Raw genomic sequence first — 26,633 nt, 5'->3', positions numbered from 1 at the left:
GGCATGAGTGAACAGAAATTCTCCAAAGGCGACAAGGTCACCTGGCAGAGTCACGGCAGCACGGCCGAGGGCACGGTCGAAGAGAAGATCACTTCCGACACCGAGGCCGCCGGTCGAACCGTGCGGGCGTCCGAGGACGAACCGCAGTACCGTGTGCGCAGCGACAAGAGCGGTAATGATGCCGTGCACAAGCCCGAGGCGCTGAAGAAGTCGTGAGCGACTCCGAGCAGAGCCAGACTTACGACGACTTCCGCGACGCGGTCAACATGACCGCCGCCGAGATCGAGAAGTGGCTGAAGTCCGAGGAGTCGCAGTCCGTCGGCCAGAAGTCCTCCGAGGGCGCCGAGTCCACCGGCCACCGCAGCGGCCGGCGGATCATCGACATCTTGCGTACCAACAAATCTGACCTGTCCGACGACGACTACACGCACATGCGCAAGGTCATCGGCTACGTCCGGCGTCACCTCGCCCAAGGGCCGTCCGGCGATGTCCAGAACAGTGACTGGCGGTACTCACTGATGAACTGGGGACACGATCCGCTCAAGAAGTCCTGAAGTTCAGGACTGAACCGACGACAGGTTGAACTGGGCGCCCGTCGGGTCGGCCAGGGCGGCCAGGCGTCCGTACGGGGTGTCCTCGGCGGGGCGCACGACGCTGCCGCCGTTCTCGGTGACGAGTTGCACGGTCTTGTCGACGTCGTCGGACGTGAGGAAGACGGTCCACACCGAGGGGGCCTCCCAAGGAAGGACCGAACCGTCCATCACGCCCAGGAGCGCCTCACCGTCGAATGACGCTGTGCTGTAACGGAATTCGGCGGTGTCGGATTCGACCTCGGTCTTCCAGTCGAACACCGTCCGGTAGAAGTCGAGCGCGCCCGCGTAGTTGGTGGTGGTCAGCTGGAAGTAGGTCGGCGCGCCGTGCTCGTTGACCAGTTCGTAGCCGCGGTGCCCGGTGGGCTGCCAGAGTCCGAAGGCGGCGTCGGCGGGGTCGGTGACGATCGCCATCCAGCCCTTGCCCGGGACTTCCATCGGTGCCATGCAGTTGGTGCCGCCGGCGGCGGTGGCCTTCTCGACGGTCGCGGCGATGTCGGTCGTGTGCAGATAGGTGGTCCAGCCGTCCGGGGCGTTCCACTGCGGGTCGTTGGCCATCAGGCCTGCGACCGGGCGTCCGTCGCGGAATGCGTTGACGTAGCCGCCGTACTCGGGACCGGCCGACTCGAACGTCCATCCGAAGATCGCGCCGTAGAACTGCTGTGCCTTCTCGAGATCGGAGGTGCCCAGGTCGATCCAGATGGGAGCGCCGACGGGGGCGGTGGTGCGGACGGGCATGAGGGTCTCCTCGCGGGTTCGGGGGTGGTCGATGGGTAGACCATCCTCACCTCCGGAACTCATCGAAGGGCCGCGAGCAGACGCCAACTCCCCCATTTTGCGTCCCGAGAGGGGGTGTTGGCGTCTGCTCGGGGTCAGGAGGGGACGATCACGCCGGGGCGTACCCCAGGGCGGCCTTCACCTCGAGGAACTCGTCGAACGCGAACGGGCCCCACTCGCGCCCGTTGCCGGAGCGCTTGTAACCACCGAACGGTGCAGCCATGTCGAAGCCGTGGTTGATCGCGACCGACCCGGCCCGGATGCGACGCGCCACCGCGCGCGCCTTCTCCAGATCCGCCCCCGAGACGTAGCCGGCCAGCCCGTACTCGGTGTCGTTGCCGATCTCCACGGCCTCGTCGAGGTCGTCGTATCCGAGGATGCACAGCACCGGCCCGAAGATCTCCTCGCGCGCGATCGTCATGTCGTTGGTGACGTTGGCGAAGACCGTGGGCTTGACGTAGTAACCGGTGTCGAGGCCGTCCGGGCGGCCCGGGCCACCGATCACCAGGGTGGCGCCTTCGTCGATGCCCTTCTGGATCAGACCCTGGATCTTCTCGAACTGCGCGCGGGACGCGACGGGTCCGATCGCGGTCTTGTCCGACGGGTCGCCGACCTTGACCGCCGCGGCGGTCTCCTTGGCCACCGCGATGGCTTCGTCCATCCGCGAATTGGGCACCAGCATCCGTGACGGTGCGTTGCAGCTCTGGCCGCTGTTCATCATCATCACCGAAGTGCCGGCGGCGACGCTCTTGGCGAATTCGTCGTCGTCGAGCACGATGTTCGGGCTCTTGCCGCCGAGCTCCTGCGTGACACGCTTGACCGTCGGCGCGGCGTTGCGGGCGACCTCGACGCCGGCGCGGGTGGAACCGGTGAACGACACCATGTCGACGTCGGGATGACTCGACAGCGGCACCCCGACACCCGGTCCGTCACCGTAGACGAGGTTGTAGACGCCGGCCGGGACGCCGGCGGCCTCGAGGATCTCGGTGAAGATCTGCGCCGAGTACGGCGCGACCTCCGACGGCTTGAGCACCATGGTGCAGCCGGTGGCCAGCGCCGGAAACACCTTGCAGGCGATCTGGTTGAGCGGCCAGTTCCAGGGCGTGATCAGCCCGCACACGCCGATCGGTTCCCGCACCACCAGCGTGCTGCCGTGCTGCTCTTCGAACTGGAAGTTCTTCAGCACGTCGATCGCGGTCGCCAGGTGCCCCATGCCGAGGTTGACCTGTGGGCCGGACGCCAGCGACGGCGGCGCACCCATCTCTTCGGAGACCGCGTCGGCCAGGTCGCCGGAACGCTTCTGGTACTCGCCCATGATCGCGCCGAGCAGGTCGAGGCGCTCCTCGCGGGAACTCTGCGACCAGGATTGGAATGCGCGCCGCGCCGCGGTGACGGCGAGGTCGACGTCCGCCGAGGAACCCAGCGCGATCTTGCCGGACACCTGTTCGGTGGTCGGGTTGTCGACCTCCAGGGCGTTGGGGCGAACCGGTTCGACCCATTGGCCGTCGATGAAATGGTTCAGATACTCACGCATGGTGCGCCGCCTTTCCTGAGCTCCCTGTTGTCCACGCTTCTACTGGGTACCTTCTGCATACCAGGTGCGGAAGCGGTCGTACTTGGGCATCTCTTCAGAGTTTGCTTTCGGGTCGATGCAGACGTGCACCACGGCGGTCTTGCCGCTGGCGAAGGCCCGCTGGATCGCCGGGCCGATCTCCTCGTCCTTCTCGACGTACTCGCCGTGGCAGCCGAAGCCCTCGGCGATCTTGTCCATGCGGACGTCCTTGCTCCAGTGCACACCCGGCTGCGGCGACGGCTGCTCGAAAGTCCGCTTGTAGACACCGACTTCGAGGCCCCACTGGTGGTCGACGCCCACGACGCAGACCAGGGGCAGGTTCTCGCGGGCCGCGGTCTCGAGTTCGGCGACGTGGAACAGGAACGCCGAGTCGCTGGTGAGCAGCATGACCGGCCGTTTGCGGCCTTCGGCGACCGAGGCGCCGACGGCATAGGGCAGGCCGGTGCCCAGGTGACCGAAGTTCTGGTTCCAGATCACGTCGCGCGGCTTGGTCTGCGAGTAGGTCCACTGGAAGATCACCGTGGCGCCGCCGTCGCGGACCATGATGCCGTCGCGTGCGTACTCGTCGAAGGCCTTGGTGGCCTCGACGACGTAGCGGGCCGGGTGGATCGGGGTGCGGCCGCTGGGCGCCTCCTCGGCCACCCGGGCCAGCTCTGCGGCGTCGTCCTTGATCAGCTTGTCCAGATTGGGCGACGGGGTGCGCGGTGTGTCCCGCAGCGCCTCGACCAGCTGCGGCACCACGCCGCGCAGGTCGCCGACCAGCGGTACGTCGAACGACCGGTTGACGCCGATGGCGGTGGGATCCTGCTCGACGTAGATCCACTTGCGGTTGGCGTCGCCCGCGGCCCAGTGCTGCGTGCGGCCGTAGTGCATGGGCTCACCGAGTTCGGTGCCCAGCGCCACGCACAGGTCGGATTCTTCGACGGCTTCGTTGGCGGCCGGCGAGAATAGGTACGGGAACGTGCGGTCCTGCAGACCCGGGATGAAGGAGGTGCCGCCGGAGGTCTGGATCACCGGGCAGGCCATCAGCTCGGCCAGTTCCCTGACCTGCTCCTGGGTTCGCGACGTGTGAACACCGTGGCCCACCAACAGGACCGGGCTCTTGGCTTGACGGATCAGCTCGACGGCGCGCGCCACCTCCGGCGCACCCGCGCCCTGGTTGACCAGCCGGTAGGCCGACGGTGGTGGGGCGTCACCGACGTTGAGTTCTTCGAGGATGACGTGGGACGGGAACTCGACATAGGCCGGACCGGGGGTGCCCGACATGGCGCGGCGGATCGCCTCGTGAATGATCTCGTCGGTCTGGTCGGCGTACTCGATCGAGCTGCTGAACTTGACGGACGCCTCGAAAAGCGGTTCCTGCTGGACGAATTGGATGCGACCGCGGCGCACCCGGCGTTCCGTGACGCGGGCCCGCTGCCCGCCGAGGAAGATCACCGGTGAGTTCTCGACGAGCGCACACTGGATCGCGCCGGCCATGTTGGCCATACCGGGTCCGAGCGTCCCGATGCACAGGCCGGGCTTTCCGGTCATCCGCGACGCGGCTTCGGCCATGAAGCCGGCGGACAGCTCGTGGTGCGGTGCGACGACCGACCAGCCGCGAGCCTCGGCCTCGGCGAACATGTGGACGAAGTTGGGGTCGGGGATGCCGAACAGCGTGTTCACACCCTCGGCCTCGAAGAGGTCCAGGATCCGCTTGTAGACGGGAACACCCATGGTCATATGCCTTTCGGTCGGGGCGAGCTCAGAACGTAACGAGAAGCGATGGTTTTGCGGTGCGCGGCAACAGAACCGAACAGTGCCCGGTTCAGCGTGGCGCGTTTGAGGTAGGCGTGGATGCCGCTTTCCCAGGTGTAGCCGATGCCGCCGTGCAGCTGCATGGCCTTTCCGGCGACGCTGACGGCCACCGAGCAGACGTGGGACTTGGCCATGGCCGCGGCGACCGCGGCGTCGTGCTCGTCGGCGATCGCCGCGACCGCGTCGGTGACGAGCTGGCGCGACACCTCGATGCCGACGAGCATGTCGGCACAGGCGTGCTTGACTGCTTGGAACGAGCCGATGGGTCGACCGAACTGTTGTCGGACCTGGACGTAATCGACGGTGGCCGTGAGCATCTGCTGCGCCAGCCCGAGGCTGTCGCACGCGATCGCGACGGCGGCGCGCTGCTGTACCACCTCGGTCGCGGTCGGGTCCCCCGCCAGTTCCTCAGCGGGCGCGGCGTCGGCGTCGACGGTCGCCAGTCGGCGGGTCTCGTCGACGACGGGTTGAGGGCGCACCGTCAGATCGGCGGCACGGGCCAGCACCACGCCCCGGTCGGTGCACACGAGGAGCTGATCGGCGTCGGCGGCGTCCGGCACGAACTCGGCGTGACCGCTCAGCCGGCCGCCGTCGAACGTGAAGTCCCCGATCGCCACGGCCAGCTTCGTGGTGCCGGCGGCCAGTGCGGTGCGCAGTTCGTCGATGGTGTCGTCGCCCGGCAGACTGTTGAGCACGCCGATCGGCAGGACCGCGCCGCCGAGATAGCGAGTGCCGGCCGCGGCGCGTCCGATCTGGTCGAGCAGCACGGCTGTCTCCCGGAAACCGGCACCGGCGCCACCGAGCCGGTCGGGCACCTCGAGGCCGGCCCAGCCGGCGTCGACCAGGACGGGCCAGTCGACGTCACGGTCTTTGGCCAGCAGATCGGCTGCGACCGAACGTAGTTCGTCATGGAATTCCGCGAAGTCGTCGGTCATCACGCCACACTCGGTTCTCGCGGCAGGCCCAACCCGCGTTCGGCGATGATGGTGCGCTGGATCTCGCTGGCGCCGCCGGGGATGGTCCACTCCCAGGAGCCGACGAAGTCCAGCACCCAGGACCCCGATTCCCAGCCGCTGGACAGCGGCTTGCCCAGCACCGTGTGGGCGGCCGGCCCACCGATCTCGGCGCCGAAGTCGGTGAGCCGCTGGAGCAGTTCGCTGTAGTAGAGCTTCACGATCGACGCGTCCGCAGGGCCTCGGGCGCCGTGTTCGACCAGCCGGCGGCACAGGCCGCGTAGACCGGCGATCTCGGCCTCGAACCCGGCCAGGCGGTCGGCGACAAGAGGATCGTCGACCGGTGCGGACTCGACCAACCAGCGGAAGCCCGCATTGCCCAGCCGCTCGGCCAGCTCGAGCATGGTCATGCCGCGCTCGGCGCCCAGCGTCTCCTGCGCGACCTGCCAGCCATGGTTCTCGGCGCCGATCAGGTTCGCGGCGGGGATGCGCACGTCGTCTAGGAAGATCTCGCAGAAGTGCGAGTCGCCGACCGCGTTGCGGATGGGGCGCACCTCGATACCCGGAGTGGTCATGTCGAGCAGGAAGTACGAGATGCCTTTCCGTTTCGGCGCGTCAGGATCCGTGCGGGCCAACAGCAGGCACCAGTCGGCGTGCAGTCCCCCACTGGCCCAGAGCTTCTGACCGTTCACGAGGAACTCGTCGCCGACTCGCCGCGCCGTGGTGCGCAGTGCGGCCAGGTCCGACCCGGCTTCCGGTTCGGAGAAGCCCTGCACCCAGATCTGGCCGTCGAGGATCGCCGGCAGGTGCTGTCGGCGTTGTTCGTCGGTGCCGGCGACCAGCAGGGTCGATGCGGCATGGTGGATGCCGACGAACGCCAGCACCAGCCGGGGCGCGTCGTGGGCGGCCAGCTCCTGGTACAGGACCACCTGCTGCTCCACCGACAGGCCACCGCCCCATTCGGCCGGCCAGTGCGGCACCGCATACCCGGCACTGTGCAGCTCCGCGAACCACCACTTCTGGAAGCGGACGAACTCGTCCTCGCCGACCCCGGTCTGGGTGCGACGCCAGTCGGACGGGACGTGTTCGCGACACCAGGCGCGGACCTCCCCGCGGAAGTCGTCGAGTGCGGTCATGCGTACAGCCCGGCCAGACCGCGTCGACCGGCACTGTCGGTCAACAACTTTCGGGTCGCCGACAGCCCGAACGGCAGGCGCCGCAGCGGCTGACTGTAGCGCGACAGCCACGACAGCGTCGTCTCGTCACAGAAACCCACGGCACCGTGCAGCTGGTGGCAGACCCGGAACACCACGTCGGCGGCTTCGAGCGCCGCCATGCGCAGTGCGAGCGCATCGGTGGCGGCATCGTTGTGGCCCGACGCGACGCTCCACAACGCGTGCTTTGCCAGGATGTCGAGCCCGTTGCGTTCCACCTCCGCGTCGGTGAGCTGGAACTGCACCCCCTGAAAGGATGCCAGGGGCTGGCCGAACTGCTTGCGCAGGTTGACATGCGCGACGGTGAGCTCCACGGCACGGTCGAGCATGCCCAGCAAGGTCCAGCACGGCAGGACCAGCGCCAGGGCGACGTCACCGGCACCCGACGAATCCAGCGGGGACAACTCGAGTTCGGTGACGAAGCCCGGTTGTGCGACTCCCCGGCCGGTGACGTGGGAGCGGTGTCCGTCGACGGTGACGGCGGCCCAGCGGGACGTCAGGCCCGCCAGGGTGGCGGCGGGCCGCGCACCACCGACGACCACCAGACCGTCCACGTCGAGATCCGTGGGTGCGGCCAGCCGCTCGGCCAGCGGGTAGGGCACCGCCCAGTATCCGGCGCTGCGGCACAGCGCGGCAGCTGCTTCCAGTCCGTCCGGGTCGGTGCGCGGTTCGAGGTCCCAGGCACCGAGTCCGTCGAGGACGGCCGTGGCCACGGCTTCGCGGGTTTCCGCTTCGGCCTCGGCCCGGATCACCAGCTCGTCGCCGCCTGCCGCGCCGAAGGCCTGTCGGGCCTGCCGGCCGTACTCCAGCGCATCGTCGCTGAGGTCGAGGATCATCGAGCGGTTCCCTTCAACAGCGCTCGCGACAACAGAATGCGTTGCATCTCAATACTTCCCGAGGACACGGTCGAGGCCTGCGAATAGCGCCAGTGATCGTCGACCTCACCGAGGAACCAGGCTGCCTTCGGGTCGTCGTGTTCGACTTCGGCGGCAATGTCCATCAGCACCTCGGCGCTGTCCTGGTCGAGCTTGGTGACCGCGATGCGGTAGGCCGCCGCATCCCCCGGGTTGACTCGGCCACTGCTCTGCGCAGCGACGATGCGGTAGGCCAGCAGCCGGGCCCGTCGGCAGTGGGTGAGCATGCGGATCCACCGACCACGCAGCTCGTCGGGCAGCGTGTCCCAGCGCTCGCCGAGCACGTCCGGCGCGGCGGCGAGCAGGCGTTCGCAGCGTGCGTAGCGCGCGATCCCCACGCGTTCGAAGGCCATCACGTCCTGCACGATCGACCATCCCTGGTCGACCTCACCGAGGACGTCGGCCTCGGTGACACGCAGATCATCGAAGAACACCTCGTTGAGGTGGTGTGGCCCCATCATGCAGTCGATCGGCCGCACGGTGATCGCCGGATCGTCCATCGGCACGAGGAAGATGGTCAAGCCCTGTTGTTTGCGCTCGCCCCGCGACGTGCGCGACAACAGGAAACACCACTGCGCCATCGTCGCGTAGGACGTCCAGATCTTCTGCCCGCTGACCAGCCAGCCGTCGCCGTCCTCAGCGGGGCGGGCCGTGGTCCGCAGCGACGCCAAGTCCGATCCGGCTTCGGGTTCGGAGAAGCCCTGACACCAGATCACCTCTCCGGCGGCGATCGGCGGCAGATGCTTGCGCTGCTGCTCGGCGGTGCCGTGACGCATGATGATCGGCCCCACCCAGTTCACGCCCATGTACTGCGCGCCGCGCGGCTCGTGGTGCGCCCACATCTCCTCGCGCACCGCGGTCTGTTCCCACACCGACGCGCCGCCGCCACCGAACTCCTCCGGCCACGCCAGGCACAGCAGGTTGCGTTCGGCCAGTGTGCGGCAGAACCGTTGTGCCGTCTCGAGATCCGCGGGGTCGTCGGTGAACGCACCCAGGAAGTGTTCGGGCACCTGCTCGGCGACCAGCGCGCGCAGATCGCGCCGCAGATCTGCGGCGCGCTTTCCCATCTCGAAGTCCATCGCCATCCCTAACTCGACCCGACCGCGTCGGCCGCACCCAGGCCGAGTTCGTCGAGCACCGCGGCGGTGTCGGCGCCCAATTCGGGCGCCGGGCCGCGGACCTTGCCCGGTGTGCGCGAGAACCACGTCGGCACCCCGGGGAATTTCACGGGACCGTGTGGCGTATCGACGGTTTCGAACAGCCCGACCGCCTGCAGGTGCGGGTCGTCGAACAGAGCGTCCGGGGTGTTCAGCGGCGCGGCCGGGATTTCCAGGTCGCGGAACAATGCCAGCCATTCGTCGGTGGTGCGTTCGGCCAGGGTCTGCGCCACCAGCCCGTACACCGTGTCGATCTGGTTGGCGCGGGATTCCAAGGTGGCGTATATGTCGGTGGCCCAGGGCGGTTCGACCGCGGCGACGAAGGCGTTCCAATGTTTGTCGTTGTAGATCAGCGCCGCGATGTAGCCGTCTTTGGTGCGGTACGGCCGCCGGTTGGGCGCCACGGTCCTCGGGTACACGGCCGGACCGAGAGGGGGGTCGAACATGGCGCCATTGGCATGTTCGACCAGCATGAAGGACGCCATCGTCTCGAACATGGCGACCTCGACTTCCTGTCCCTCACCGGTACGTTCGCGGTGGAACAGCGCCATCGTGGTGGCGTACAGGGCGGTCAGGCCGGCCACCTTGTCGGCCATGATGGTGCCGACGTAGTCGGCCTCACCGGTCAGCTGCTGCTGCACGGCCGGCAGACCGCACTCGGCCTGGATGGTGTCGTCGTAGGCGGGGCGGTCCCGTTCCGGGCCGCGGCGACCGTAGCCGTAGCAGTTGGTGTAGACGATGGCGGGGTTGAGCGCGGCGACGTCGGCGTAGCTGAGGCCGAGCTTCGCGATCGCCTTGGCTCGCATCGAGTGGATGAAGACGTCGGCGCGTTCGATCAGCGCGCGCAGGGCGGCTTGGCCTTCGTCGGAACGAAGGTCCAGCACCACGCTGCGCTTACCACGGTTGACGTTGACGAACACCCCGGACATCCCCGTCGTCGGTCCGACCGAGATGAAGCGGGTGTTGTCGCCTTCGGGCGGTTCCACTTTGATGACGTCGGCGCCCATGTCGGCCATGATCTGGGTGCAGTACGGGCCCATCACCATCGCGGTGAGGTCGACGACGCGGATGCCCGCCAGCGGGCCGGTGTCAGGCATGCGCAGCCCCCGTCTGACTGCTCTTCGCGCGAGCGCTCATCGGTGTCTGACTGCTCTTCGCGCGAGCGCTCATCGGTGTCTGACTGCTGGTCGCGCGGGTCGCCATCGCGAAGCTGTACCGGATGTGGTCGTTGTGCCCGTCGGGCACGACCGGGAACGTCACCGGTTCGGAGCGGTCGCGGATCGCGTCAAGGTGTGCGGCGACGTCGGTCATCGTCCAGGACGGCTGGTACACGCCCGGTGATTCGACGACCGCTGCGGTGGCGACCCGGCCCGCGAGAGCGATGAACATCTCCCCTGTCACAGCACAGGTTTCGTGGGCGAGGTAGCCGACGACGGGCGCGACGAGTTCGGGACCCATGGGCGGGTAGGCCGACGTGTCGATGCCCGCGGCCATCCGGGTCACCGCGGCGGGAACGATGACGTTGCTGGTGACGTTGTGCGCGGCGCCCTCCATCGCGGCGACGTTCGACAGGCCGATGACGCCGGCTTTGGCTACCGCGTAGTTGGCCACCTCGTGGTTGCCGTAGAGCCCGCCGATCGACGACGTCAGCACGATCCGGCCGTACCCGGCGTCGCACATCAGGCCGAAAGCCGGCCGCAGAACATGGAATGCGCCGCGCAGGTGCACGTCGAGCACGGCTTCGAAATCGTCGTCGGACATGTCGCGCAACGCGGCCCGTCGCACGATGCCGGCGTTGTGCACCAGCACGTCGACGCCGCCGTAGTGCTCGACGGCGGTGTCGATGATCGCTCGCCCGCCCTCGGCAGTGGCAACCGAGGCGGTGCTCGCCACCGCCTGGCCGCCGGCGTCGGTAATCTCGCGGACGACGTCGTGAGCGGGCCCCTCGTCGGTGTCGGCGCCGTCGAGCGCCCCACCGGGGTCGTTGACGACGACTCGGGCGCCGTGTGCGGCCAACAGCAGCGCGTAGGCACGCCCCAGGCCGCGGCCGCCGCCGGTGACAACGGCTACCCGGCCGTCGAAACGCAGGTCAGCCACGGAGCTCCAAGCCGTCGAGGTTGCCGTTGTCCCGCCATTCGGCGATCAGGTCGTCGAACGCGTAGAAGCCGGGTGAGTAGAAGTCGCCGAGGAACGCACCGTTGCCCTCGTTGCCGCCGCGGCCTTCGTTGTTGTAATAGCCTGGCGTGCAGGACAGTTCGAATGCCGAGTTGTCGATGGCCAGTTCCCGGACGGTGGCGACCCAGCTGTCCTGGCCCTCCTGCGTGGGCTCGACCGTCGTGGCTCCGCGGTTCTGCGCCTCGGCGATGATGTAGGCGATGTGTTTGGCCTGCTGCTCGAACATCGCGGTGGTGTTCGCCGACACCCCGCCCTGGATGAAGCCCATGAAGAACTGGTTCGGGAATCCACGGCTGGTCATGCCGTGCAGAGTCTTGTAGCTGTCGCGCCAGTAGTCGAACAGCGACAGCCCGTCGCGGCCCACGATGCGGTCGATCGCGTAGCGGCGGCTGATCTCGGTCGAGATCTCGAATCCGCTCGCGAAGATGACGCAATCGACCTCGTATTCCTCGCCGTTGGCGACGATCCCTTTCTCGGTCAGCCGTTCCACGCCCTTGGACTCCGACACGTCGACCAGGGTGACGTTGGGCCGGTTGAACGTGGCCAGGTAATGCTCGCTCGATGTCGGGCGCTTGCACATGAACCGGTAGTACGGCTTGAGCGCTTCTGCTGTCGCCGGATCCTCGACGACGGCTTCGACGCGCCGCCGCAGCCGCTCCATGATCTTGTAGTCTTCCTCTTCCCGGAAGGCCATGATCTGTTCGACCGTCACCGAGGCGGGATCCTCGAGCGCGGCGATCCGCGCGGTCAGGTTGCGTCCGAGCTCAGTCCAGAAGTCGCACACCAGGTCCGGCTCGCCGAACACCACGCCGACGAACGGCGACCAGTTGTGGAAGTTGCGCTTGCGCTCCTCCTGCCACCCGGGCTGCAGCGTCTTGACCCACTCCGGGTCGGTGGACGCATTGTGGCGGACGTCCACGGACGACGGCGTGCGCTGGAAGACGAAGAGGTGCTCGGCGTCGCGGCCGAGGTGAGGCACCAGCTGGATGCCTGTCGCGCCGGTGCCGACCAGCGCCACCCGCTTGTCCGCCAGCTTGTGCAGCCCACCGTCGGCGTTTCCGCCGGTGTAGTCGTAGTCCCATCGCGCGGAGTGGAATACGTGTCCTCCAGCATCCCGGTAGTCCTTGATGCCCGGGATACCGGGCAGCTTGGGCCGGTTGTAGGAGCCCTGCGCCATCACCACGAACCGGGCCCGGATCTCGTCACCGCGATCGGTGCTGATCCGCCAGCGCTGCGCCTCGTCGTCCCAGTGCAGTTCGCGGACCTGGGTGGAGAACAGGGCGCCGTCGTAGAGACCGAAGTGCTTTCCGATGTTGCGGCAGTGCTGGAAGATCTCGGCGCCGTCGGCGAACTTCTTGCTCGGCATGAAGTCGAGTTCTTCGAGCAGCGGGATGTAGCAATACGCGTCGTTGTCGCACTGGATACCTGGGAAGCGATTCCAGTACCACACCCCACCGAAGTCACCGGCCATCTCGATGACCCGAATCCCCGTGACACCGGCCTTTTTCAGGTATGCGCCGGCCAGCAGTCCGGCGAATCCGCCGCCGAGGATCACGACTTCGGCGTCTTCGACGATCGGGTCGCGTTCGGTCACCGTCGTGTAGGGGTCGACCTCGTAGAACTCGGCGAAGTCGCCTTCCAGTTCCAGATACTGCGAGGCACCTTCGGGCCGAAGCCGCTTGGCGCGTTCCTGCGCGTACTTCTCGCGCAGCGCGTCGATGTCGATGTCCTGCGGGGTGTCGGTGGGCCCGCAGGTGTTCTCAGTGGTCGTCACTTTTCTCCTTCAACCAGCGATTTCGGCGTGCTTGTCGACGCTCAGCGTCGGTTATCACGCCGAAATCGCGATCAGAGCTCGCGGGGCTCGCCCACACCCATGTATTTGGACAGTTGGTAGTGCAGGTTGACGGTGCTGCGTTCCCGGTACGGGTTGGGCTTGGTACCGGGGAAGCCGGCCGACTTCATGCCCTGCTGGACAGCTGCCATGTTGGAGAAGTCCTGCGGCAACACCGACAGCCAGTTCGGTGAGTCCTTCGGGGTGTACTGCCATTCGGTCTCGGGCTCTTCGCCTTTCGGGAAGAGTTCGAGGGTGGCCACATCGAAGATGCACTTGTTGGGGTCATAGCTGGGGTGCGGACGCGCGCTGTAGCACAGCGCGGTGGTCAGCCCCTGACCGATCTGGAGGTTCGGGAAGACCTGCCATGCGGTGCCGGCCTGGCCGAGGATGTCGGGCGGGATGGTCGGCCAGACGACACCGCGGGCCTCGTCGTCGCGCCGAGCCGAGGCCAGCCAGTGTTCGAGCACCTTGTCCGGCGGAGTGCCTTCGGGCAGTTCGTCGACCAGTCGCTTGGCGGCGTTGACCAGCGTCTCGGTGGTGGTGGCGTTGGTCTGTTCCCAGGTGTACATCTGCATCTGGGCGGTGGAGATGCGCGGGTCGGCGCCGGTGCCCAGCCGGATCTTGGACTTGGTGGCTTCCATGTCCTTCGGCGCGTCGTAGCCGATGTTGCTGTGCTTGCCCTGCGCCTTGGCCCACCCCTTGAACTCACCGAACTGGTTGAACTCCGGGTGGGTGGTGAACACGTGGTAGGTCTCGTTGAACGCCTCCAACGCGACCTTCCAATTGCAGTCGAAGTACAGCCATTTGCGCCACTTGTAGCGCATGTTCTCCAGGCCGAACGGGTCGAGGATCTTGGCGGCCGGAAACAGGTAGTCGGCCAGCGACTCGCAGTCGGGATCCATGTTGATGAACACCCAGCCGCCCCAGGTGTCGACCTGGACCGGCGCCAGATGGGTGTTCTGCGGCGTGAGCTTGCCCGCCCAGTCGTCCTGCTCGCGGATGTGGGTGCAGGCGCCGTCGAGACCGTAGGTCCAGCCGTGGAACCCACAGACGAACGACTTGCGCGCACGTCCGCGAGCGTTCTTCTCGCCTTCCGGAGTGTCGACGAGGCGGCGGCCGCGGTGCATGCACACGTTGTGGTGGGCGGCGAACGTCGGGTGCGCATCGTCGCCGCCGGTGCGCACCACCAGGATCGAGTCGTCGAGGATGTCGTAGGTCAGATAGCTGCCGACTTCTTTGAATTCCTCGACGCGGCCGATCTGCTGCCACACCTTGCGCCACAGCCGATCCCGTTCGGCGCGGGCATAGTCCTCGGAGATGTAGGCGTCGACCCCGATGATCATGGACTCCGACAGTTCTTCGGCGGCTTCGACTTTGGCTTCGATGTCGGTCATCAGCTCCTCCTAATGGCTGCGCGGAAGGAATCGTCGGCGAGAAACAGCGACGTGTTGTCGGCCCCGAGGTGGGTCCACTTGAGGTTCAGGCCGCCGTCGACCAGCAGGGTCTGCCCGGTGATGTAGCTGGACAGATCCGACAGCAGGAACATGATGGCGTTGGCCTGTTCCTCGGGGGTGCCGCGCCGGCCCATCGCGATCGCGGTGCGGTCACGTTCGGGGTCCTCGTCGACGTAGGTGGCCGAGGCCGCGGTGGCGGTGACCCCGGGAGCGACGGCGTTGACCCGCACTCCGTACTCGGCGAGTTCGACCGCCATGGTGCGGGTCATCGCGACGATCGCGGCTTTCGCTGTGCCGTAGGCGATGTGGTACGGCGCGGTGTTCATGCCGCTGATCGAGGACACGGACACGATGGATCCGTTGAGTCCGCCTTCGCACAACTCCCGGCTGATCGCCTGGCTCATGAAGAACGTGGTCTCGAGGTTCGCGGTGAACAGGTCGCGCCAGTCCTGACGATTGACTCGGGTGGCCGGCATCCAGGTGGCCGGGGCAGCACCGCCGGCGATGTTGACCAGACCGTAGAGATCCCCGTCCGCGGCGCGGACCGCCTCCAGGACGGTGGCGATGCCGTCGTCGGTGGATGCATCGGCGGCGACCGTGATGACCGGCAAGCCGTCGGCGGCCAGAGGCGTGACGTGGCGGTCCAGGTTTTCCTCAGACCGACTCACAGCGATGACGGTGGCGCCGGCTTCGGCGGCTTTGCGCGTGACCGTGGTGCCGATTCCGCCCCCACCGGCGCCGGAAACGACGACAATGCGGTCACTCAAGGAAACCGTCAGACCCGTCACCTGACACCTTTGTCCGGACAAATAATGGTGCTCTGCATATTGCAGAACACTATTCCGCAGCGCTTTCAGGGCGTCAAGACCACCTTTGCCCGGCACGGCGGGGCTATTGTCTGGACTAATTGCGCTTGCTAACGTCCGAGCTCATGAGCGCCCGCTACGTCGCACCGAACCCGTCGCCCGCCTCCGGCTGGCAGCTCGAGAAGGTGACGGCCCCGAGCCGGCTGTTCGGCGCCAACGGATTGCGCACCGGTCCCGACGGCCGGATCTACGTCGCGCAGGTGACCGGCAGTCAGGTCAGCGCGCTCGATCTGGCGACGGGCTCGGTGGACACGGTCAGCCCCAAAGGGGGCGACATCATCTCGCCCGACGATGTCGCGTTCGCCGACGACGGCACCTTGATCGCCACGGAGGTGATGGAAGGCCGGGTCAGCGCCCGCGACGCGACCGGGCGGACCCGGGTCCTGCGCGCGGACCTGCCGTGCGCGAACGGCATCACCGTGCACCAGGGCCGGCTGTTCATCGGCGAGTGCCGCGACGGCGGCCGGCTGATGGAACTGCCGCTCGACGGCGGGCAACCGCGGGTTCTGCTCGAGAATCTGCCGTCACCGAACGCCATGGAGGTCGGGCCGGACGGTTTCCTGTACTACCCGTTGATGACGGCCAACGAGATCTGGCGGGTGCATCCGGACGGGGGTGAGCCGCAACGTGTCGCCACCGATCTCGGTGTCCCCGACGCCGTGAAGTTCGACGCGCAGGGCTTCATCGTGTCGACCCAGGTGGCCACCGGCCAGGTGCTGCGCATCGACCCGCGCAGCGGCGACAAAACCCTACTGGCCCAGCTGAATCCGGGCCTGGACAACCTGACCTTCGTCGGGGACCGGCTGTTCGTCTCGAACTTCACCGGCGAGATCACCGAGATCCACGCCGACGGCAGCACCCACACCACGCTGCCGGGTGGCCTCAACTGGCCACTGGATCTGACCGTTGTCGGCGGCCGACTCTACGTCGCCGACGGGACGTACTTCTATGCCGTGAACCCGGACGGGTCGCTGCAGACGGTCGGGATGCTGTTCAGCCCCGGCTATCCCGGCTTCCTGCGCGGGGTGACCGCGGTCGGCCCCGACGAGTTCGTGGTCACCACGTCGGGTGGGCAGGTCGGCCGGTATCGCCCCGCGGCGGGCGAGACCGACTACCTGGCAACCGACTTCGATCAGCTCTACGGCGTCGCAGTCGACGGGGACGCCATCGTCTTCGCCGAACTCGGCACCGGCAGGGTGCACAGCCTGCGCGGCGGGTCGGTCGAGACCCTGGCCTCGGAGCTCGACGCGCCGATCGGCGTCGCGATCGGACCCGACGGCGCGGTACTGGTCTCCGAGTCGGGCGCGGGGCGGGTGGTCCGACTGAACGGTGCTGGTGACGTCGTGATCGACGGTCTGCGACAACCACAGGGCATCACCGTGCTCGGCGACACGCTCTACATCGTCGACGCCGGCGCCAAGGAGGTCGTCGAGTACGACCTGAACACCCGGCAGCGCACCACCATCGCGTCCGGCCTGCCCGTCGGACCCCCGCCGGGAGTGCAGCCCAAGCCACTCAAAGGGATGCCACCGTTCTCGGGGCCGCAGGGTCCGTTCGCCGGGATCACCGCGGGGCCGGACGGCACGCTCTACGTCTCTGCCGACGGCGACGGCAGCATCCTGGCGGTCCGCCGCAGATGACCGCAACCGCCGGTGATCACCGCTACCTGCAGGTGGCGCGCACGCTGCGCAAGGAGATCGTCGACGGGGTCTACCCGGTCGGCTCCCAGCTGCCCACCGAGCACGAACTGTGCGAACGGTTCGCGGTCAGCCGGTACACGGTGCGCGAGGCGCTGCGCCGGTTACGCGACGACAACCTCGTCGCGTCCCGGCCGCGGGCCGGCACCCTGGTCGTCCCCCGCCCCAGCACGGATTCCTATGCCCAGGACGTGATGTCGATCGACGACTTGCTGGCGTTCGCCCAGGGCGCCCGCTTCGCGATCGAGACCAATGCGACGGTGACCGTCGACGACGAACTGGCCGCCCGCACCGGGCTGACGATCGGGACGGAATGGCTGGCGGTGACCGGCTATCGACGCGCCGATGACACGACCACCCCGATCTGCCGCACCGAGTACTACATCAACCGCAGCTTCGCCGCCGTCGGCCGCCTCCTACCGCGCCACACGGGACCGATCTTCCCGTTGATCGAGGATCTGTTCGGCGTCAGCGTGGTGGTGGTGCACCAGGAGATCTCGGCGGTCGTGCTGTCGACCGAGCTCGCCCACGTCCTCGACGTCGAGCCCGGATCCGCGGCCCTTCAGATGCAGCGCACGTACACCACCTCCGACGGCGAAGTGGCCCAGGTGACCGTCAACACGCACCCGTCGTCGCGGTTCCGCCACGCGATGACGATGCGCCGGGTCCGGGACGCCCGGTGAGCGCCACTCTGGCCGAGGCGCTCCGCGACGCTGCCGCCGTCACACCGGACCGCGTCCTGGTCCGGGACGCCGACGTCACGCTGACCTGCCGCGAATTGCTCTCCCGCGCGGAGGCGACAGCCGATGGACTGCGGCAACGCATGCCAGTCGGCAGCGTGGTGTCGTTCATGGTGCCGAACTGGCACGAAGCCGCCGTCGTCTACCTCGGAGCGACCCTGGCGGGCATGGTCGTCAACCCGATCCTGCCGTCGCTACGAGACCACGAACTGCGCTTCATCCTCGAGGACGCCGACTGCCGGGCGATCTTCATTCCGGACACGTTCGGCGGCCACGACTACGTCGCGATGCTCGACCGCGTGGTCGCCGACCTGCCGGCACCTCCCGAAGTCGTGGTGGTTCGGGGGCAACGCAACCGGCACACCGCATTCGAGGATTTCTGCGAGGCAACCACGAGCGGCGCCCTGCCGCAGCTCGATCCCGATGCCGACCGCATGATCATGTACACCTCGGGAACCACCGGTCGGGCGAAAGGTGTGCTGCACACCCACAACTCACTGCACGCGCTGATCATGCAACTGCGAGACCACTGGCGCATCGATCCGGGTGACACGTTCCTGGTGCCGTCACCGATCGCGCACATCGGCGGGTCGATCTACGCTTTCGAGTGTCCGCTGCTGCTGGGCACACAGGCAGTCTTGATGCAGCGCTGGGATCCCGACGCGGCCGTGGCGTTGATGGTCGAGCACCGGTGCACGCACATGGCCGGTGCCACACCGTTTCTCGACGGGTTGCTCGCCGCCGCCGACCGGGCCGGCACCCGTCTGCCCGACCTGAAGGTCTTCATCTGCGGCGGCGCCTCGGTGCCCCCGTCGTTGATCCGCCGCGCGGCCGACTATTTCGAGAAGGCACAGGTGACCCGGGTCTACGGGTCGACCGAGGTGCCGGTGACCACCGTGGGGTCGTTCGACGACGTCGACAGCGCCGCAGAGACCGACGGCTGCCCCGGCATCGCCGATGTCAAGCTCGTCGACGGGGAGATCCGGGTTCGCGGGCCGCAGATGCTGCGTGGCTACCTGCACGACGACGACAACCGCGAATCCTTCGACGGAGAGGGCTATTTCCGCACCGGTGACCTCGGCCGGTGGACCGACGGCGGCCAGCTCATGGTGACCGGCCGGGCGAAAGACCTCATCATCCGCAACGGCGAGAACATCTCCCCCAAAGAGGTCGAGGACCTCCTCGTCACCCACCCGCAGATCAGCGAGGTCGCGGTGGTCGGGCTGCCCGACCCCCGCACCGGGGAGCGGGCCTGCGCGGCGATCGTGCCCGCCGGGGTGCCCGGACCCGAGGTCGAGGTGCTCAAGGAATTCCTGATGGCCCGCGGTGTGGCCAAGTTCAAGATCCCCGAGCAGGTGGCGTTCTTCGACGCGTTGCCGAAGAACGCGGCCGGCAAAGTGCTCAAACACCAGATCAAAGCAACGCTGACCGAGGAGTCATGATGCAGGTAGCGATCGTCACCGGAGCCAGCAGCGGTATCGGCTTCGGTTGTGCCACAATGCTTGCCGAACAGGGCATTGCGGTGCTGGGCACAGGCCGCGACGCCGACCGGCTGGCCGAACTCAAGGCTGCGGTCGGGGACCCCGAGCGGATCTCGACGTTCGCAGTCGACCTGACCGCCGACGAGGCACCGCGCCGGATCACCGAGACGGCACTGGAACGGTTCGGCCGCATCGACTTCCTGGTCAACAACGCCGGGGTGGGCAGCCCGAAACCGTTGCACGAGACCGACGACGAGTCGCTGGACTACTTCCTCGGGCTGATGCTGAGGGCGCCGTTCCGGTTGGCTCGCGACGTGATCGGCCACATGCAGTCCGGTTCGGCGATCATCAACGTCTCGTCGACCTTCGCGGTCGTCGGCGGTCTGCGCGGCGGCGCCTACTCGGCGGCCAAGGGCGGCCTGACCGCCTTGACCACCCATATCGCCTGCCAGTACGGACCGCAGGGAATCCGGTGCAACGCGGTGGCACCCGGTGTGACGTTGACGCCGATGGTGGCCAGCCGGCTCGAGGACGAGCGCTTCCGCAAGATCAACACCGAGATGACGCCCTACCCGCGGCTGGGGCGGGTGGAGGATATCGCCGCGACGGTGGCGTTCCTGTGCTCGGACGGCGCGAGCTTCATCAACGGGCAGACCATCGTGGTCGACGGCGGTTGGAGTTCCACCAAGTATCTGTCGGATTTCGCACTCACCTCGGAATGGGTGGCCCGTTGAACCTGTTCGCACTGCTCGACCAGGCGGCGGCCCGCCACGGCGATCGCGGCGCGGTGTATCACGGTGCGCGACAGGTGCACACGTGGTCTTCCCTGCGGGAACGGGCGCTCCGTCTGGCGGGCTCGCTGAGGAGTCTGGGGCCGGGTGCACGGATCGCGGTGGCCAGCGAGAACAACCCGACGATCGTCGAGTTGATGTTCGCGATCTGGGCCGCCGAGGCAGTGTTCGTGCCGCTGAACTACAAACTGCACCCGCGCGAGATGGAGCAGATCCTCGAAGATGCCGGCGCGTCGCAGGTGTTCGCGTCGCAGAAGATCGCGGCGGGTCTGGCCCCGCTGACAGGCGTGCCGATCGAGATCATCGGCGGAGATGACTACGGACAGCGTTGCACCGCAACGGTTGTCGACGTTCCTCGGGACACCGATCCGGACACCTTGGCGTGGCTGTTCTACACCAGCGGCACCACCGGCCGCTCGAAGGGGGCGATGCTGTCGCACCGCAACCTCATGGCGATGACGGTTGCGCATCTGGCCGACTTCGACGCACCCGACCACAACTGCAGCCTCATCCACGGTGCCCCGATGTCGCACGGTTCCGGCCTGTACGTGCCGCCGTACGTGCTGCGCGGTGCGCGTCAGGTGGTGCCGGCCTCCGGCGCGTTCGATCCGGACGAGTTCCTCGACCTGTGCGAACAGCACCCCGGTTGCAGCGCCTTCCTCGCGCCCACCATGGTCGCGCGCCTGGTGCAGACGGGCCGCCCCAAGCCGGACAACCTGAACACCATCGTCTACGGCGGCGGCCCGATGTACGTCGAGAGCCTCAAGAAGGCGATGACCGCGTTCGGTCCGATCTTCGTGCAGCTCTACGGACAGGGCGAGGCGCCGATGACGATCACCGGTCTGCGCCGCGCCGACCACCTGTGCGGGGACAGCTGGGCGCCGGACTCGGTGCTGGGCTCGGTCGGTTACGCCCGTTCCGGTGTCGACGTCGCAGTGCTCGGCGCCGACGGTCGACCTGCGGCGGTCGGTGAGATCGGCGAGATCGTCTGCCGTGGAGATGTGGTGATGTCGGGCTACTGGCAGAACCCGGCCGCGACAGCGGCGACACTGCAGGACGGCTGGCTGCACACCGGGGACATGGGATCCTTCGACGTCGACGGCTTCCTCACCCTGCGGGACCGGTCGAAGGACGTGGTGATCAGCGGCGGCAGCAACATCTATCCCCGCGAGGTCGAAGAGATCCTGCTCGAACACCCCAGGGTCGTCGAAGCCGGCGTGGTCGGGGCGCCCGACGAGGAGTGGGGCGAGATCGTCGTGGCATTCATCGTCGGCGATGTGGCAGTCCACGAGCTCGACGCTCACCTCCTGGAGCGCATCGCGCGCTTCAAGCGTCCGAAACGGTACGAGTTCGTCGACGAGCTGCCGAAGAACAGCTACGGCAAGGTCCTCAAGCGGGAACTGCGCGCGCGTCTGAGCTAGCACTGTTCTCCGCACCAAATATCAGTTCCGCAAAAACCGACCGCCGTCGCCCGACGCCGTGAGAGCATCCCGGAAGTCGCAGTGCCATCTCGATCTCGGGAGACTCATGGTTCTTGTGAAGACCGCGGTTTCGGTGTTGCTTGCTGTTTTCGCTGCGTGTGCGTTCACTCCCCTCGCTGCGGCCGCTGACGGCGATCAGGTGGTTCGCGTGCAGGACGGCAAAGTGCGTTGCCTGCTCAGCGCGCACTACCTCGACCGCGACTACGGCGCGATCGTGTGCGAACGCACCGACGGCCAACCGTTCGGCGGTTCCCCGATGTCGACGGGTAAGTTCCCCGAGCCGCTGAAGCTGGCGTTCATGAGCGACACCGGCGCCCAGTACTGGATCGCCGGGACGGTTCCCGGCGATCCAGCCGACGATGTCGTGGTGGGCGTCGGCCAGAGCTACCAGGCCAACGGGTGGACGGTCATGCCGGAGGAGCTTCGGACGCTGATCCGCAACGACCGGTTCGGCGGAGTGCTCAACGTCAGTCCTGGAGACGTCCGCAAGCGTTGACCCTCACACCGGCTCGCTGACGCACCGTCGCCACGTCATCGGTCCGACGATCCCGTCGACGACGATGCCCTGGGCGGTCTGGAACTCCCGCACCGCCTGCTCGGTCAGCGGGCCGAAGTCGCCGTCGACCGCTATCGGTGGCGCCTGCCGCAGGTTCATCCGTACCTGCACGCCCTTGACCGCTTCACCCCGGCTGCTACGGCGCACCGTGATGAACAGCCGCGACCACGTGACCGGACCGACGATGCCGTCGACGGCGATCCCCTGCAGTCCCTGGAACTGGCGGACCGCTTGCGCGGTGACCGGACCGAAGCTGCCGTCGACCTGGAGAGTGAAGTTCCGTGCGCGCAGCAGATGCTGGAGGATCCTGACGAACGGGCCGTCCTCCCCCTGGCTCAGCTCGATGATCTGCAGTTGCGGAGCAGCTTCGTCGCCCAGCGGGTTGAGCTTGTCGGCGCGGCCCTCATAGGCGAACAGCAGCAGGTCGACCATCCGGAAGGTGAACGGGTCGGGACCGAGGTGTGGTCGCCAACTGGGGTCCCGCACGATCGAATGGGTGCTGCCCTCCATCGCCCGGTGGAACACCTCGGCGACGATCCGTCCGCCGACACCGGTGAGCACACCGCCGTTGACCTCGGCTTCGCGAAGGATGTACGTCCACAACGGAGTACGGGCGCTGAGTTCGTCTCGGAGCTGCACCGATAATTTGGAGAAGTCGACACCGCCGGAACCTTTGACGATCTGGTCCTCCTCGAGCTTCTCGATCTGGGCCAGTTCGGCCATCTGTTGCCCGCTGGCGAGTTTGACCATGTTGGCGCGAACCAGGTTTCGGAATGCGAGGTTGGCCTGCAACGGCGGCACCTGCACATTGGGGTCGCCGAACGAGCCGGCGGGCAGAGTCGCCAGCGGATCGGTGAGCCGCGTGTCGATTCTGCGGGCGACATTGAACTTCTCGTCGCCGACCACGAGGTCGGGCCGGTTGGCCTCGCCGAAGTCGTACAGCCGGCGGAAGTCCGCGATCCAGTTGGACGGCAACGGACTGCCGTTGAGGAAGCCGCTGGTGCCGGTGAACTCGAACAGATTCTGGAGGGTGGCGCTGCCGTTGTCGAACTCCCGGTTCCAGCTGTACCGGGCGCGAATCATACTGTGCCCGAGGCGGAATGCTGCGACGGAGAACTCGATCGGCATGGTCGGGGCATCGCCGGCAGGCGGTGACGGCTCGAACAGGGTGCGGCCGTTGGCGAACACATCGGCGACGATGCCCGGGTCGACGATCCTGGGCAGGTAGTCGGTACGCAGCATCCACTGGTAGTGCTTGACCACCTGCTCACGCGCCTGGTCGAACAGGTCCATGGCTCCGGGCGCAATGGTGTCCACCACCCGGTTGTGGAACCTGATGAACGCCAGATGGGTCTGGGCGACCGCCAGGTTCTCGTCGTTGCGAGGGTCGGGTATCAGCGCGGTCCGCTGCTGGGGATCGCGCGGCAGGTCGTGGCCGTCGAAGGACGGATGACCACCGAAGGCAGAGGTGCTTCCCGTCTTCAGATGCACACCGTCGCTGTAGAACTGGGGTTCCTGGGTGGGGCCCAGTCCGTAGAGCGAATCCAGGTCCAGCGCCGGTGACCGTCCCTGGATGAGTTGGTCGACCGTCACGTCCGAACCGAATTGGGCCTCGGTTTTGTCTCTGGTCAGGTCATGGTCGACGAACTGCCCCAGGTAGGTGAACCCGGCGGGAATGTCGGCGTCGGTATCCGGTGCGTCGGCGGTGGTCGCCGTCGCCATCGCTTCGAGCAGTTCTGTGCTCGCCGGCATCCCAGGCGGCCCGATCCGGGAGAACCGGAAATCCCTGATCTCCACAGCCTCTGAGCGGACCTGCGGTGTGGCGTCGCCTGTCAGCAGGCCTTCGCCGACGACGAAAAACTTGTCTCTGCCGTGTCGCATGATCGTTTCCTTTCGTGTGAACGCTCCTCCGCTGACGAGTCAACGGCCACATCGAAAGGAAGTCGTGAGTAGTGGACTACTTAAATTTCGGCGGGCGACATCACCACATCAAGCCGCGGATCATCTCCGTTGGTGGAATGCCCTCCAACGCGGCCAGACCAGCGGGAGCGCGGCACACGAAGTCGATGGCGTTGACCGCGCGGGCCGCCGTGGAGACGCACCCGGCCTCGGTGACGTCGAGAACCGGATGCGAGAGGTGGGTGCTGACCTCCACCCGGGGTTCACCTTCCACGATGACCTTGTGTACACCGGTCATGCCGTCGGGCGGGAATTGCCAGTCGGGTGCGGCTGCCGACGTCAAGCGGTTGACGTGCTCGACGGTGATCACCGGGACGCCACCCAGTACCCCTTCGGCGGCGAAACGTACTGCCGCCAGTTGTCCGGGTTCGACGGTCATCATCTTGCACTCGATGCGCTCACCTGTGTACCAGGGCTCGAACCGCTGCCGGACATCGTCGAGTTTGATGTCGAGGTGACGGGCCAGGTTACGTACGAGCCCGCCGAAGATGGAGACCACCACCCCGGGCTGGAAGGCCATCGGTGTCGCGTCGCCGGGTGTGGTGCCGAATCCCATCGACGTGCCGGTGTATTCGTAGTCGTCGTAGTTGCCGTAGTCGAAGATCTCCTGGACGGTGACCGATTCGGCGCGGGTGACCAGACTCAGCGCAGAGAACACGGCGGTGTCCCCCGAATAGCCCGGGTCGATCCCGTTGACGTACAACGTCGAATTCCCGCTCGCGCAGGCCGCCTCGAGCGGGGCCCGCAGCCAGTCGTCGGCCTGGTGCGGGGTGACCAGCCACACCATCGAGGTTCCGACCACATTGATCCCCGCCGACAACAGCCGGGCCATCTGCTCGATGGCTTCCATGGGTCGTGTTTCGCCGAGCGCCGTGTACACCACACAGTCGGGCTGCAACGCGATCAGTGCATCGATGTCGTCGGTGGCCTTGATGCCGGTCGGGTCAGGGAGTCCGCACAACTCCGCGGCGTCTCGACCGATCTTCTCCGGCCCGGCCGCATGCACTCCGACGAGCTCCAGATCCGGGCGACCGATGATCGCGCGCAGCGAATGCTGACCGACGTTTCCGGTGGAGAACTGAACCACTCTGCGCATGATCGAAACCTAGCCGTTCTCAGTAGTCGGGAATGGGCAATGGCGAATTGTTGGAGTCGATTCCCCCGTCGACGTGGAAGATCGCGTTGGTGGCGTAGCAGCCCCTGGTGGACAGGTACACACACAACCGCCCGAGGTCTTCGACGTCGCCGAGGCGGTGCAGTGGGGTGGCGGCCAGCATCTTGTCCAACGAGCCGGGCAGCATGTCCAGGCTGCCCTGCAGACCGTCGGTGGCGAACGAACCCAACGCGATCGCGTTGACCCGGATCTTGGGTGCCAACTCCTGTGCCATCGCGCGGGTCAAGGCTTCCAAACCTCCCTTGGCCGTGCAGTACGCGGCCAACGCGCGAATACCGAATCGTGCCGAGCCCGACGAGATGTTGATTATCGACCCGTGCCCCGCCTCGATCATGTGCCGCGCCGCCAACTGGCTCATGATGAACGCCGACGTCACGCACCAGTCGAAGGTGAGCCGGAAATCGTCGTCGGTGATGTCGAGGAACCGAGCGTAGGTCGAGCCGCCGACGTTGTTGACCAGGATGTCGATCCGCCCGAATCGGTCCATCGCGGTGGAGACGACGCGCTCCCCGTCGGCGCGGCTCATGGCGTCCGCGACAACTGCCACGCCCGAACCACCGGCGGAAGTGATGCTGTCGATGGTGGCGACGACATCGGACTCGGTGCGCGCGGTACCGATCACCGTCGCACCGGCCTCGGCCAGGACGCGGGCGATTCCCTGACCGACGCCTTTCCCGGCGCCGGTCACGATGGCGACCTGGTCTCGCAGGTCGAACTGCTCGAGAGCCATGGGGTGTCCTCTCCGTTGAGGTGAACCCATTCAACGGCCATTTGTTGACTCAAGTCAATGGCAAATTGCGGCCGTTTCGCTAGAGTTGCCGAATGGCACTGGTGGACAAGCCATCCACACGCGAGGTAAAGCGCCTCCAAACCCGCGAGCGCCTGCTCGGGGCGGCCGTTGCCGAGTTCAAACGGGCCGGAGTGACGGCCGCGGACGTGCACGAGATCGTGACCGCCGCAGGCGTGGCCCACGGCACCTTCTTCTTTCACTTCCCCACCAAGGAACACGTGTTGCTCGAGTTGGAACGACGCGAAGAAGAGAGGATCGCCAAACACCTGGCCCGCTTCTCGGCGGGCAATCCCGACCTGGCCGCCGTCTTCGACGAGTCGATACGACAGGTCCGTGGACTCGAGCGCCGACTCGGCGCGCTGTTGTTCAAAGACTTTCTCGCGTTGCATTTCTCACCGACCCGGCCACCACTCGACGAGAGCGCCGAGCATCCGGTCGTCATCACGGTTGCCCACGAGGTCGAGAATGCGCGGATGCTCGGACGGATCGACGCGGATGTCGATCCGGTGAACACGGCCGTGTTCTTCCTGCTCGGACTGTATGCCCTACTGACCACCACCCACCAGTGGCCGGGCCAGCAGAAGATGATCGACGACTACGTCGGCCGGACACTTCGCAGCATCGGATTCGCCCAACGCGTTGACTAGCTCATGTCATTGA

Annotated in this window: 24 protein-coding genes; 9 read left to right on the top strand and 15 right to left on the bottom strand. The window is 67.0% G+C overall.

From position 1 onward, the window contains the following. Window positions 1-3: 3 nt before the first annotated feature. Together ACQI46_RS07195 and ACQI46_RS07190 are read left to right on the top strand one after the other, a co-directional pair. Window positions 4-216 (top strand): DUF2945 domain-containing protein, encoded by a 213-nt coding sequence (locus tag ACQI46_RS07195; protein WP_427093291.1) that lies wholly within the window; start codon window positions 4-6, stop codon window positions 214-216. Next, window positions 213-554 (top strand): DUF3140 domain-containing protein, encoded by a 342-nt coding sequence (locus ACQI46_RS07190; protein WP_427093290.1) that lies wholly within the window; start codon window positions 213-215, stop codon window positions 552-554. The genes ACQI46_RS07195 and ACQI46_RS07190 overlap by 4 nt, the downstream gene beginning before the upstream one ends. A 3-nt stretch (window positions 555-557) precedes the next feature. Here ACQI46_RS07190 and ACQI46_RS07185 read toward each other — a convergent pair whose 3' ends face one another. From ACQI46_RS07185 to ACQI46_RS07130, 12 genes are all read right to left on the bottom strand, one after another. Then, on the bottom strand, window positions 558-1,328 hold the full coding sequence (locus ACQI46_RS07185; RefSeq protein ID WP_427093289.1) for a VOC family protein: 771 nt from the start codon (window positions 1,326-1,328) through the stop codon (window positions 558-560). A gap of 148 nt (window positions 1,329-1,476) precedes the next feature. Further along, on the bottom strand, window positions 1,477-2,901 hold the full coding sequence (locus ACQI46_RS07180) for an aldehyde dehydrogenase family protein (protein ID WP_427093288.1): 1,425 nt from the start codon (window positions 2,899-2,901) through the stop codon (window positions 1,477-1,479). 39 nt (window positions 2,902-2,940) lie between these two features. Further along, the gene (locus ACQI46_RS07175) at window positions 2,941-4,656 is read right to left on the bottom strand and encodes a thiamine pyrophosphate-binding protein (protein ID WP_427093287.1); all 1,716 of its coding nucleotides are present in this window, start codon (window positions 4,654-4,656) and stop codon (window positions 2,941-2,943) included. A 2-nt stretch (window positions 4,657-4,658) separates the two neighbouring features. Then, on the bottom strand, window positions 4,659-5,672 hold the full coding sequence (locus ACQI46_RS07170) for an acyl-CoA dehydrogenase family protein (RefSeq protein ID WP_427093286.1): 1,014 nt from the start codon (window positions 5,670-5,672) through the stop codon (window positions 4,659-4,661). Next, a complete protein-coding gene (locus ACQI46_RS07165) occupies window positions 5,672-6,826 on the bottom strand; it encodes an acyl-CoA dehydrogenase family protein (RefSeq protein WP_427093285.1) in 1,155 nt (384 codons plus the stop codon). Before ACQI46_RS07165 ends, ACQI46_RS07170 begins: the two co-directional genes overlap by 1 nt. Continuing rightward, window positions 6,823-7,740, bottom strand: coding sequence for an acyl-CoA dehydrogenase family protein (locus ACQI46_RS07160; RefSeq protein WP_427093284.1), 918 nt, complete (start codon window positions 7,738-7,740; stop codon window positions 6,823-6,825). The genes ACQI46_RS07165 and ACQI46_RS07160 overlap by 4 nt, the downstream gene beginning before the upstream one ends. Then, window positions 7,737-8,897 (bottom strand): acyl-CoA dehydrogenase family protein, encoded by a 1,161-nt coding sequence (locus ACQI46_RS07155; RefSeq protein ID WP_427093283.1) that lies wholly within the window; start codon window positions 8,895-8,897, stop codon window positions 7,737-7,739. Before ACQI46_RS07155 ends, ACQI46_RS07160 begins: the two co-directional genes overlap by 4 nt. An 8-nt stretch (window positions 8,898-8,905) precedes the next feature. After that, the gene (locus ACQI46_RS07150) at window positions 8,906-10,072 is read right to left on the bottom strand and encodes a CaiB/BaiF CoA transferase family protein (RefSeq protein ID WP_427093282.1); all 1,167 of its coding nucleotides are present in this window, start codon (window positions 10,070-10,072) and stop codon (window positions 8,906-8,908) included. After that, window positions 10,065-11,072 carry an SDR family NAD(P)-dependent oxidoreductase gene (locus ACQI46_RS07145; protein WP_427093281.1) on the bottom strand — a complete coding sequence of 336 codons (1,008 nt, stop codon included), beginning with the start codon at window positions 11,070-11,072 and terminating at the stop codon, window positions 10,065-10,067. The genes ACQI46_RS07150 and ACQI46_RS07145 overlap by 8 nt, the downstream gene beginning before the upstream one ends. Beyond that, the gene (locus tag ACQI46_RS07140) at window positions 11,065-12,924 is read right to left on the bottom strand and encodes a flavin-containing monooxygenase (protein ID WP_427093280.1); all 1,860 of its coding nucleotides are present in this window, start codon (window positions 12,922-12,924) and stop codon (window positions 11,065-11,067) included. Before ACQI46_RS07140 ends, ACQI46_RS07145 begins: the two co-directional genes overlap by 8 nt. 71 nt (window positions 12,925-12,995) lie before the next feature. After that, window positions 12,996-14,378 carry an aromatic ring-hydroxylating oxygenase subunit alpha gene (locus ACQI46_RS07135; protein ID WP_427093279.1) on the bottom strand — a complete coding sequence of 461 codons (1,383 nt, stop codon included), beginning with the start codon at window positions 14,376-14,378 and terminating at the stop codon, window positions 12,996-12,998. Continuing rightward, the gene (locus tag ACQI46_RS07130; protein WP_427093278.1) at window positions 14,378-15,205 is read right to left on the bottom strand and encodes an SDR family NAD(P)-dependent oxidoreductase; all 828 of its coding nucleotides are present in this window, start codon (window positions 15,203-15,205) and stop codon (window positions 14,378-14,380) included. Before ACQI46_RS07130 ends, ACQI46_RS07135 begins: the two co-directional genes overlap by 1 nt. Before the next feature lie 164 nt (window positions 15,206-15,369). Between ACQI46_RS07130 and ACQI46_RS07125 the strand changes: the two genes are divergently transcribed. The 6 genes from ACQI46_RS07125 to ACQI46_RS07100 all read left to right on the top strand — a co-directional run bounded on the left by ACQI46_RS07125 (window position 15,370) and on the right by ACQI46_RS07100 (window position 21,990). Beyond that, window positions 15,370-16,944 carry an SMP-30/gluconolactonase/LRE family protein gene (locus tag ACQI46_RS07125; RefSeq protein ID WP_427093277.1) on the top strand — a complete coding sequence of 525 codons (1,575 nt, stop codon included), beginning with the start codon at window positions 15,370-15,372 and terminating at the stop codon, window positions 16,942-16,944. Further along, the gene (locus ACQI46_RS07120; protein ID WP_427093276.1) at window positions 16,941-17,684 is read left to right on the top strand and encodes a GntR family transcriptional regulator; all 744 of its coding nucleotides are present in this window, start codon (window positions 16,941-16,943) and stop codon (window positions 17,682-17,684) included. Before ACQI46_RS07125 ends, ACQI46_RS07120 begins: the two co-directional genes overlap by 4 nt. Next, window positions 17,681-19,183 (top strand): AMP-binding protein, encoded by a 1,503-nt coding sequence (locus tag ACQI46_RS07115; protein WP_427093275.1) that lies wholly within the window; start codon window positions 17,681-17,683, stop codon window positions 19,181-19,183. The genes ACQI46_RS07120 and ACQI46_RS07115 overlap by 4 nt, the downstream gene beginning before the upstream one ends. Continuing rightward, window positions 19,183-19,956 (top strand): SDR family NAD(P)-dependent oxidoreductase, encoded by a 774-nt coding sequence (locus ACQI46_RS07110; RefSeq protein ID WP_427093580.1) that lies wholly within the window; start codon window positions 19,183-19,185, stop codon window positions 19,954-19,956. The genes ACQI46_RS07115 and ACQI46_RS07110 overlap by 1 nt, the downstream gene beginning before the upstream one ends. Continuing rightward, window positions 19,953-21,434: an acyl-CoA synthetase gene (locus tag ACQI46_RS07105; protein ID WP_427093579.1), complete on the top strand. Its 1,482-nt coding sequence runs from the start codon at window positions 19,953-19,955 to the stop codon at window positions 21,432-21,434. Before ACQI46_RS07110 ends, ACQI46_RS07105 begins: the two co-directional genes overlap by 4 nt. A 106-nt stretch (window positions 21,435-21,540) precedes the next feature. Next, on the top strand, window positions 21,541-21,990 hold the full coding sequence (locus ACQI46_RS07100) for a hypothetical protein (protein ID WP_427093274.1): 450 nt from the start codon (window positions 21,541-21,543) through the stop codon (window positions 21,988-21,990). A gap of 3 nt (window positions 21,991-21,993) precedes the next feature. On the opposite strand, the gene ACQI46_RS07095 is transcribed toward ACQI46_RS07100, so the two are convergent. The 3 genes from ACQI46_RS07095 to ACQI46_RS07085 all read right to left on the bottom strand — a co-directional run bounded on the left by ACQI46_RS07095 (window position 21,994) and on the right by ACQI46_RS07085 (window position 25,913). Then, on the bottom strand, window positions 21,994-23,931 hold the full coding sequence (locus tag ACQI46_RS07095; RefSeq protein WP_427093273.1) for a peptidoglycan-binding protein: 1,938 nt from the start codon (window positions 23,929-23,931) through the stop codon (window positions 21,994-21,996). Between the two features lie 100 nt (window positions 23,932-24,031). Continuing rightward, on the bottom strand, window positions 24,032-25,105 hold the full coding sequence (locus tag ACQI46_RS07090) for a dihydrodipicolinate reductase (protein ID WP_427093272.1): 1,074 nt from the start codon (window positions 25,103-25,105) through the stop codon (window positions 24,032-24,034). A gap of 19 nt (window positions 25,106-25,124) precedes the next feature. Next, on the bottom strand, window positions 25,125-25,913 hold the full coding sequence (locus ACQI46_RS07085) for an SDR family NAD(P)-dependent oxidoreductase (protein ID WP_427093271.1): 789 nt from the start codon (window positions 25,911-25,913) through the stop codon (window positions 25,125-25,127). Window positions 25,914-26,005: 92 nt separating this feature from the next. Between ACQI46_RS07085 and ACQI46_RS07080 the strand changes: the two genes are divergently transcribed. After that, entirely contained in the window at window positions 26,006-26,620 is a 615-nt protein-coding gene (locus tag ACQI46_RS07080; RefSeq protein ID WP_427093270.1) for a TetR/AcrR family transcriptional regulator, read from the top strand. Window positions 26,621-26,633: the final 13 nt, after the last annotated feature.

Source organism: Mycobacterium sp. SMC-4 (assembly GCF_050205565.1).
Taxonomy (GTDB): domain Bacteria; phylum Actinomycetota; class Actinomycetes; order Mycobacteriales; family Mycobacteriaceae; genus Mycobacterium.
Note: the sequence above shows the minus strand (reverse complement) of the source record. Positions and strands in the feature narration are given on the sequence as shown.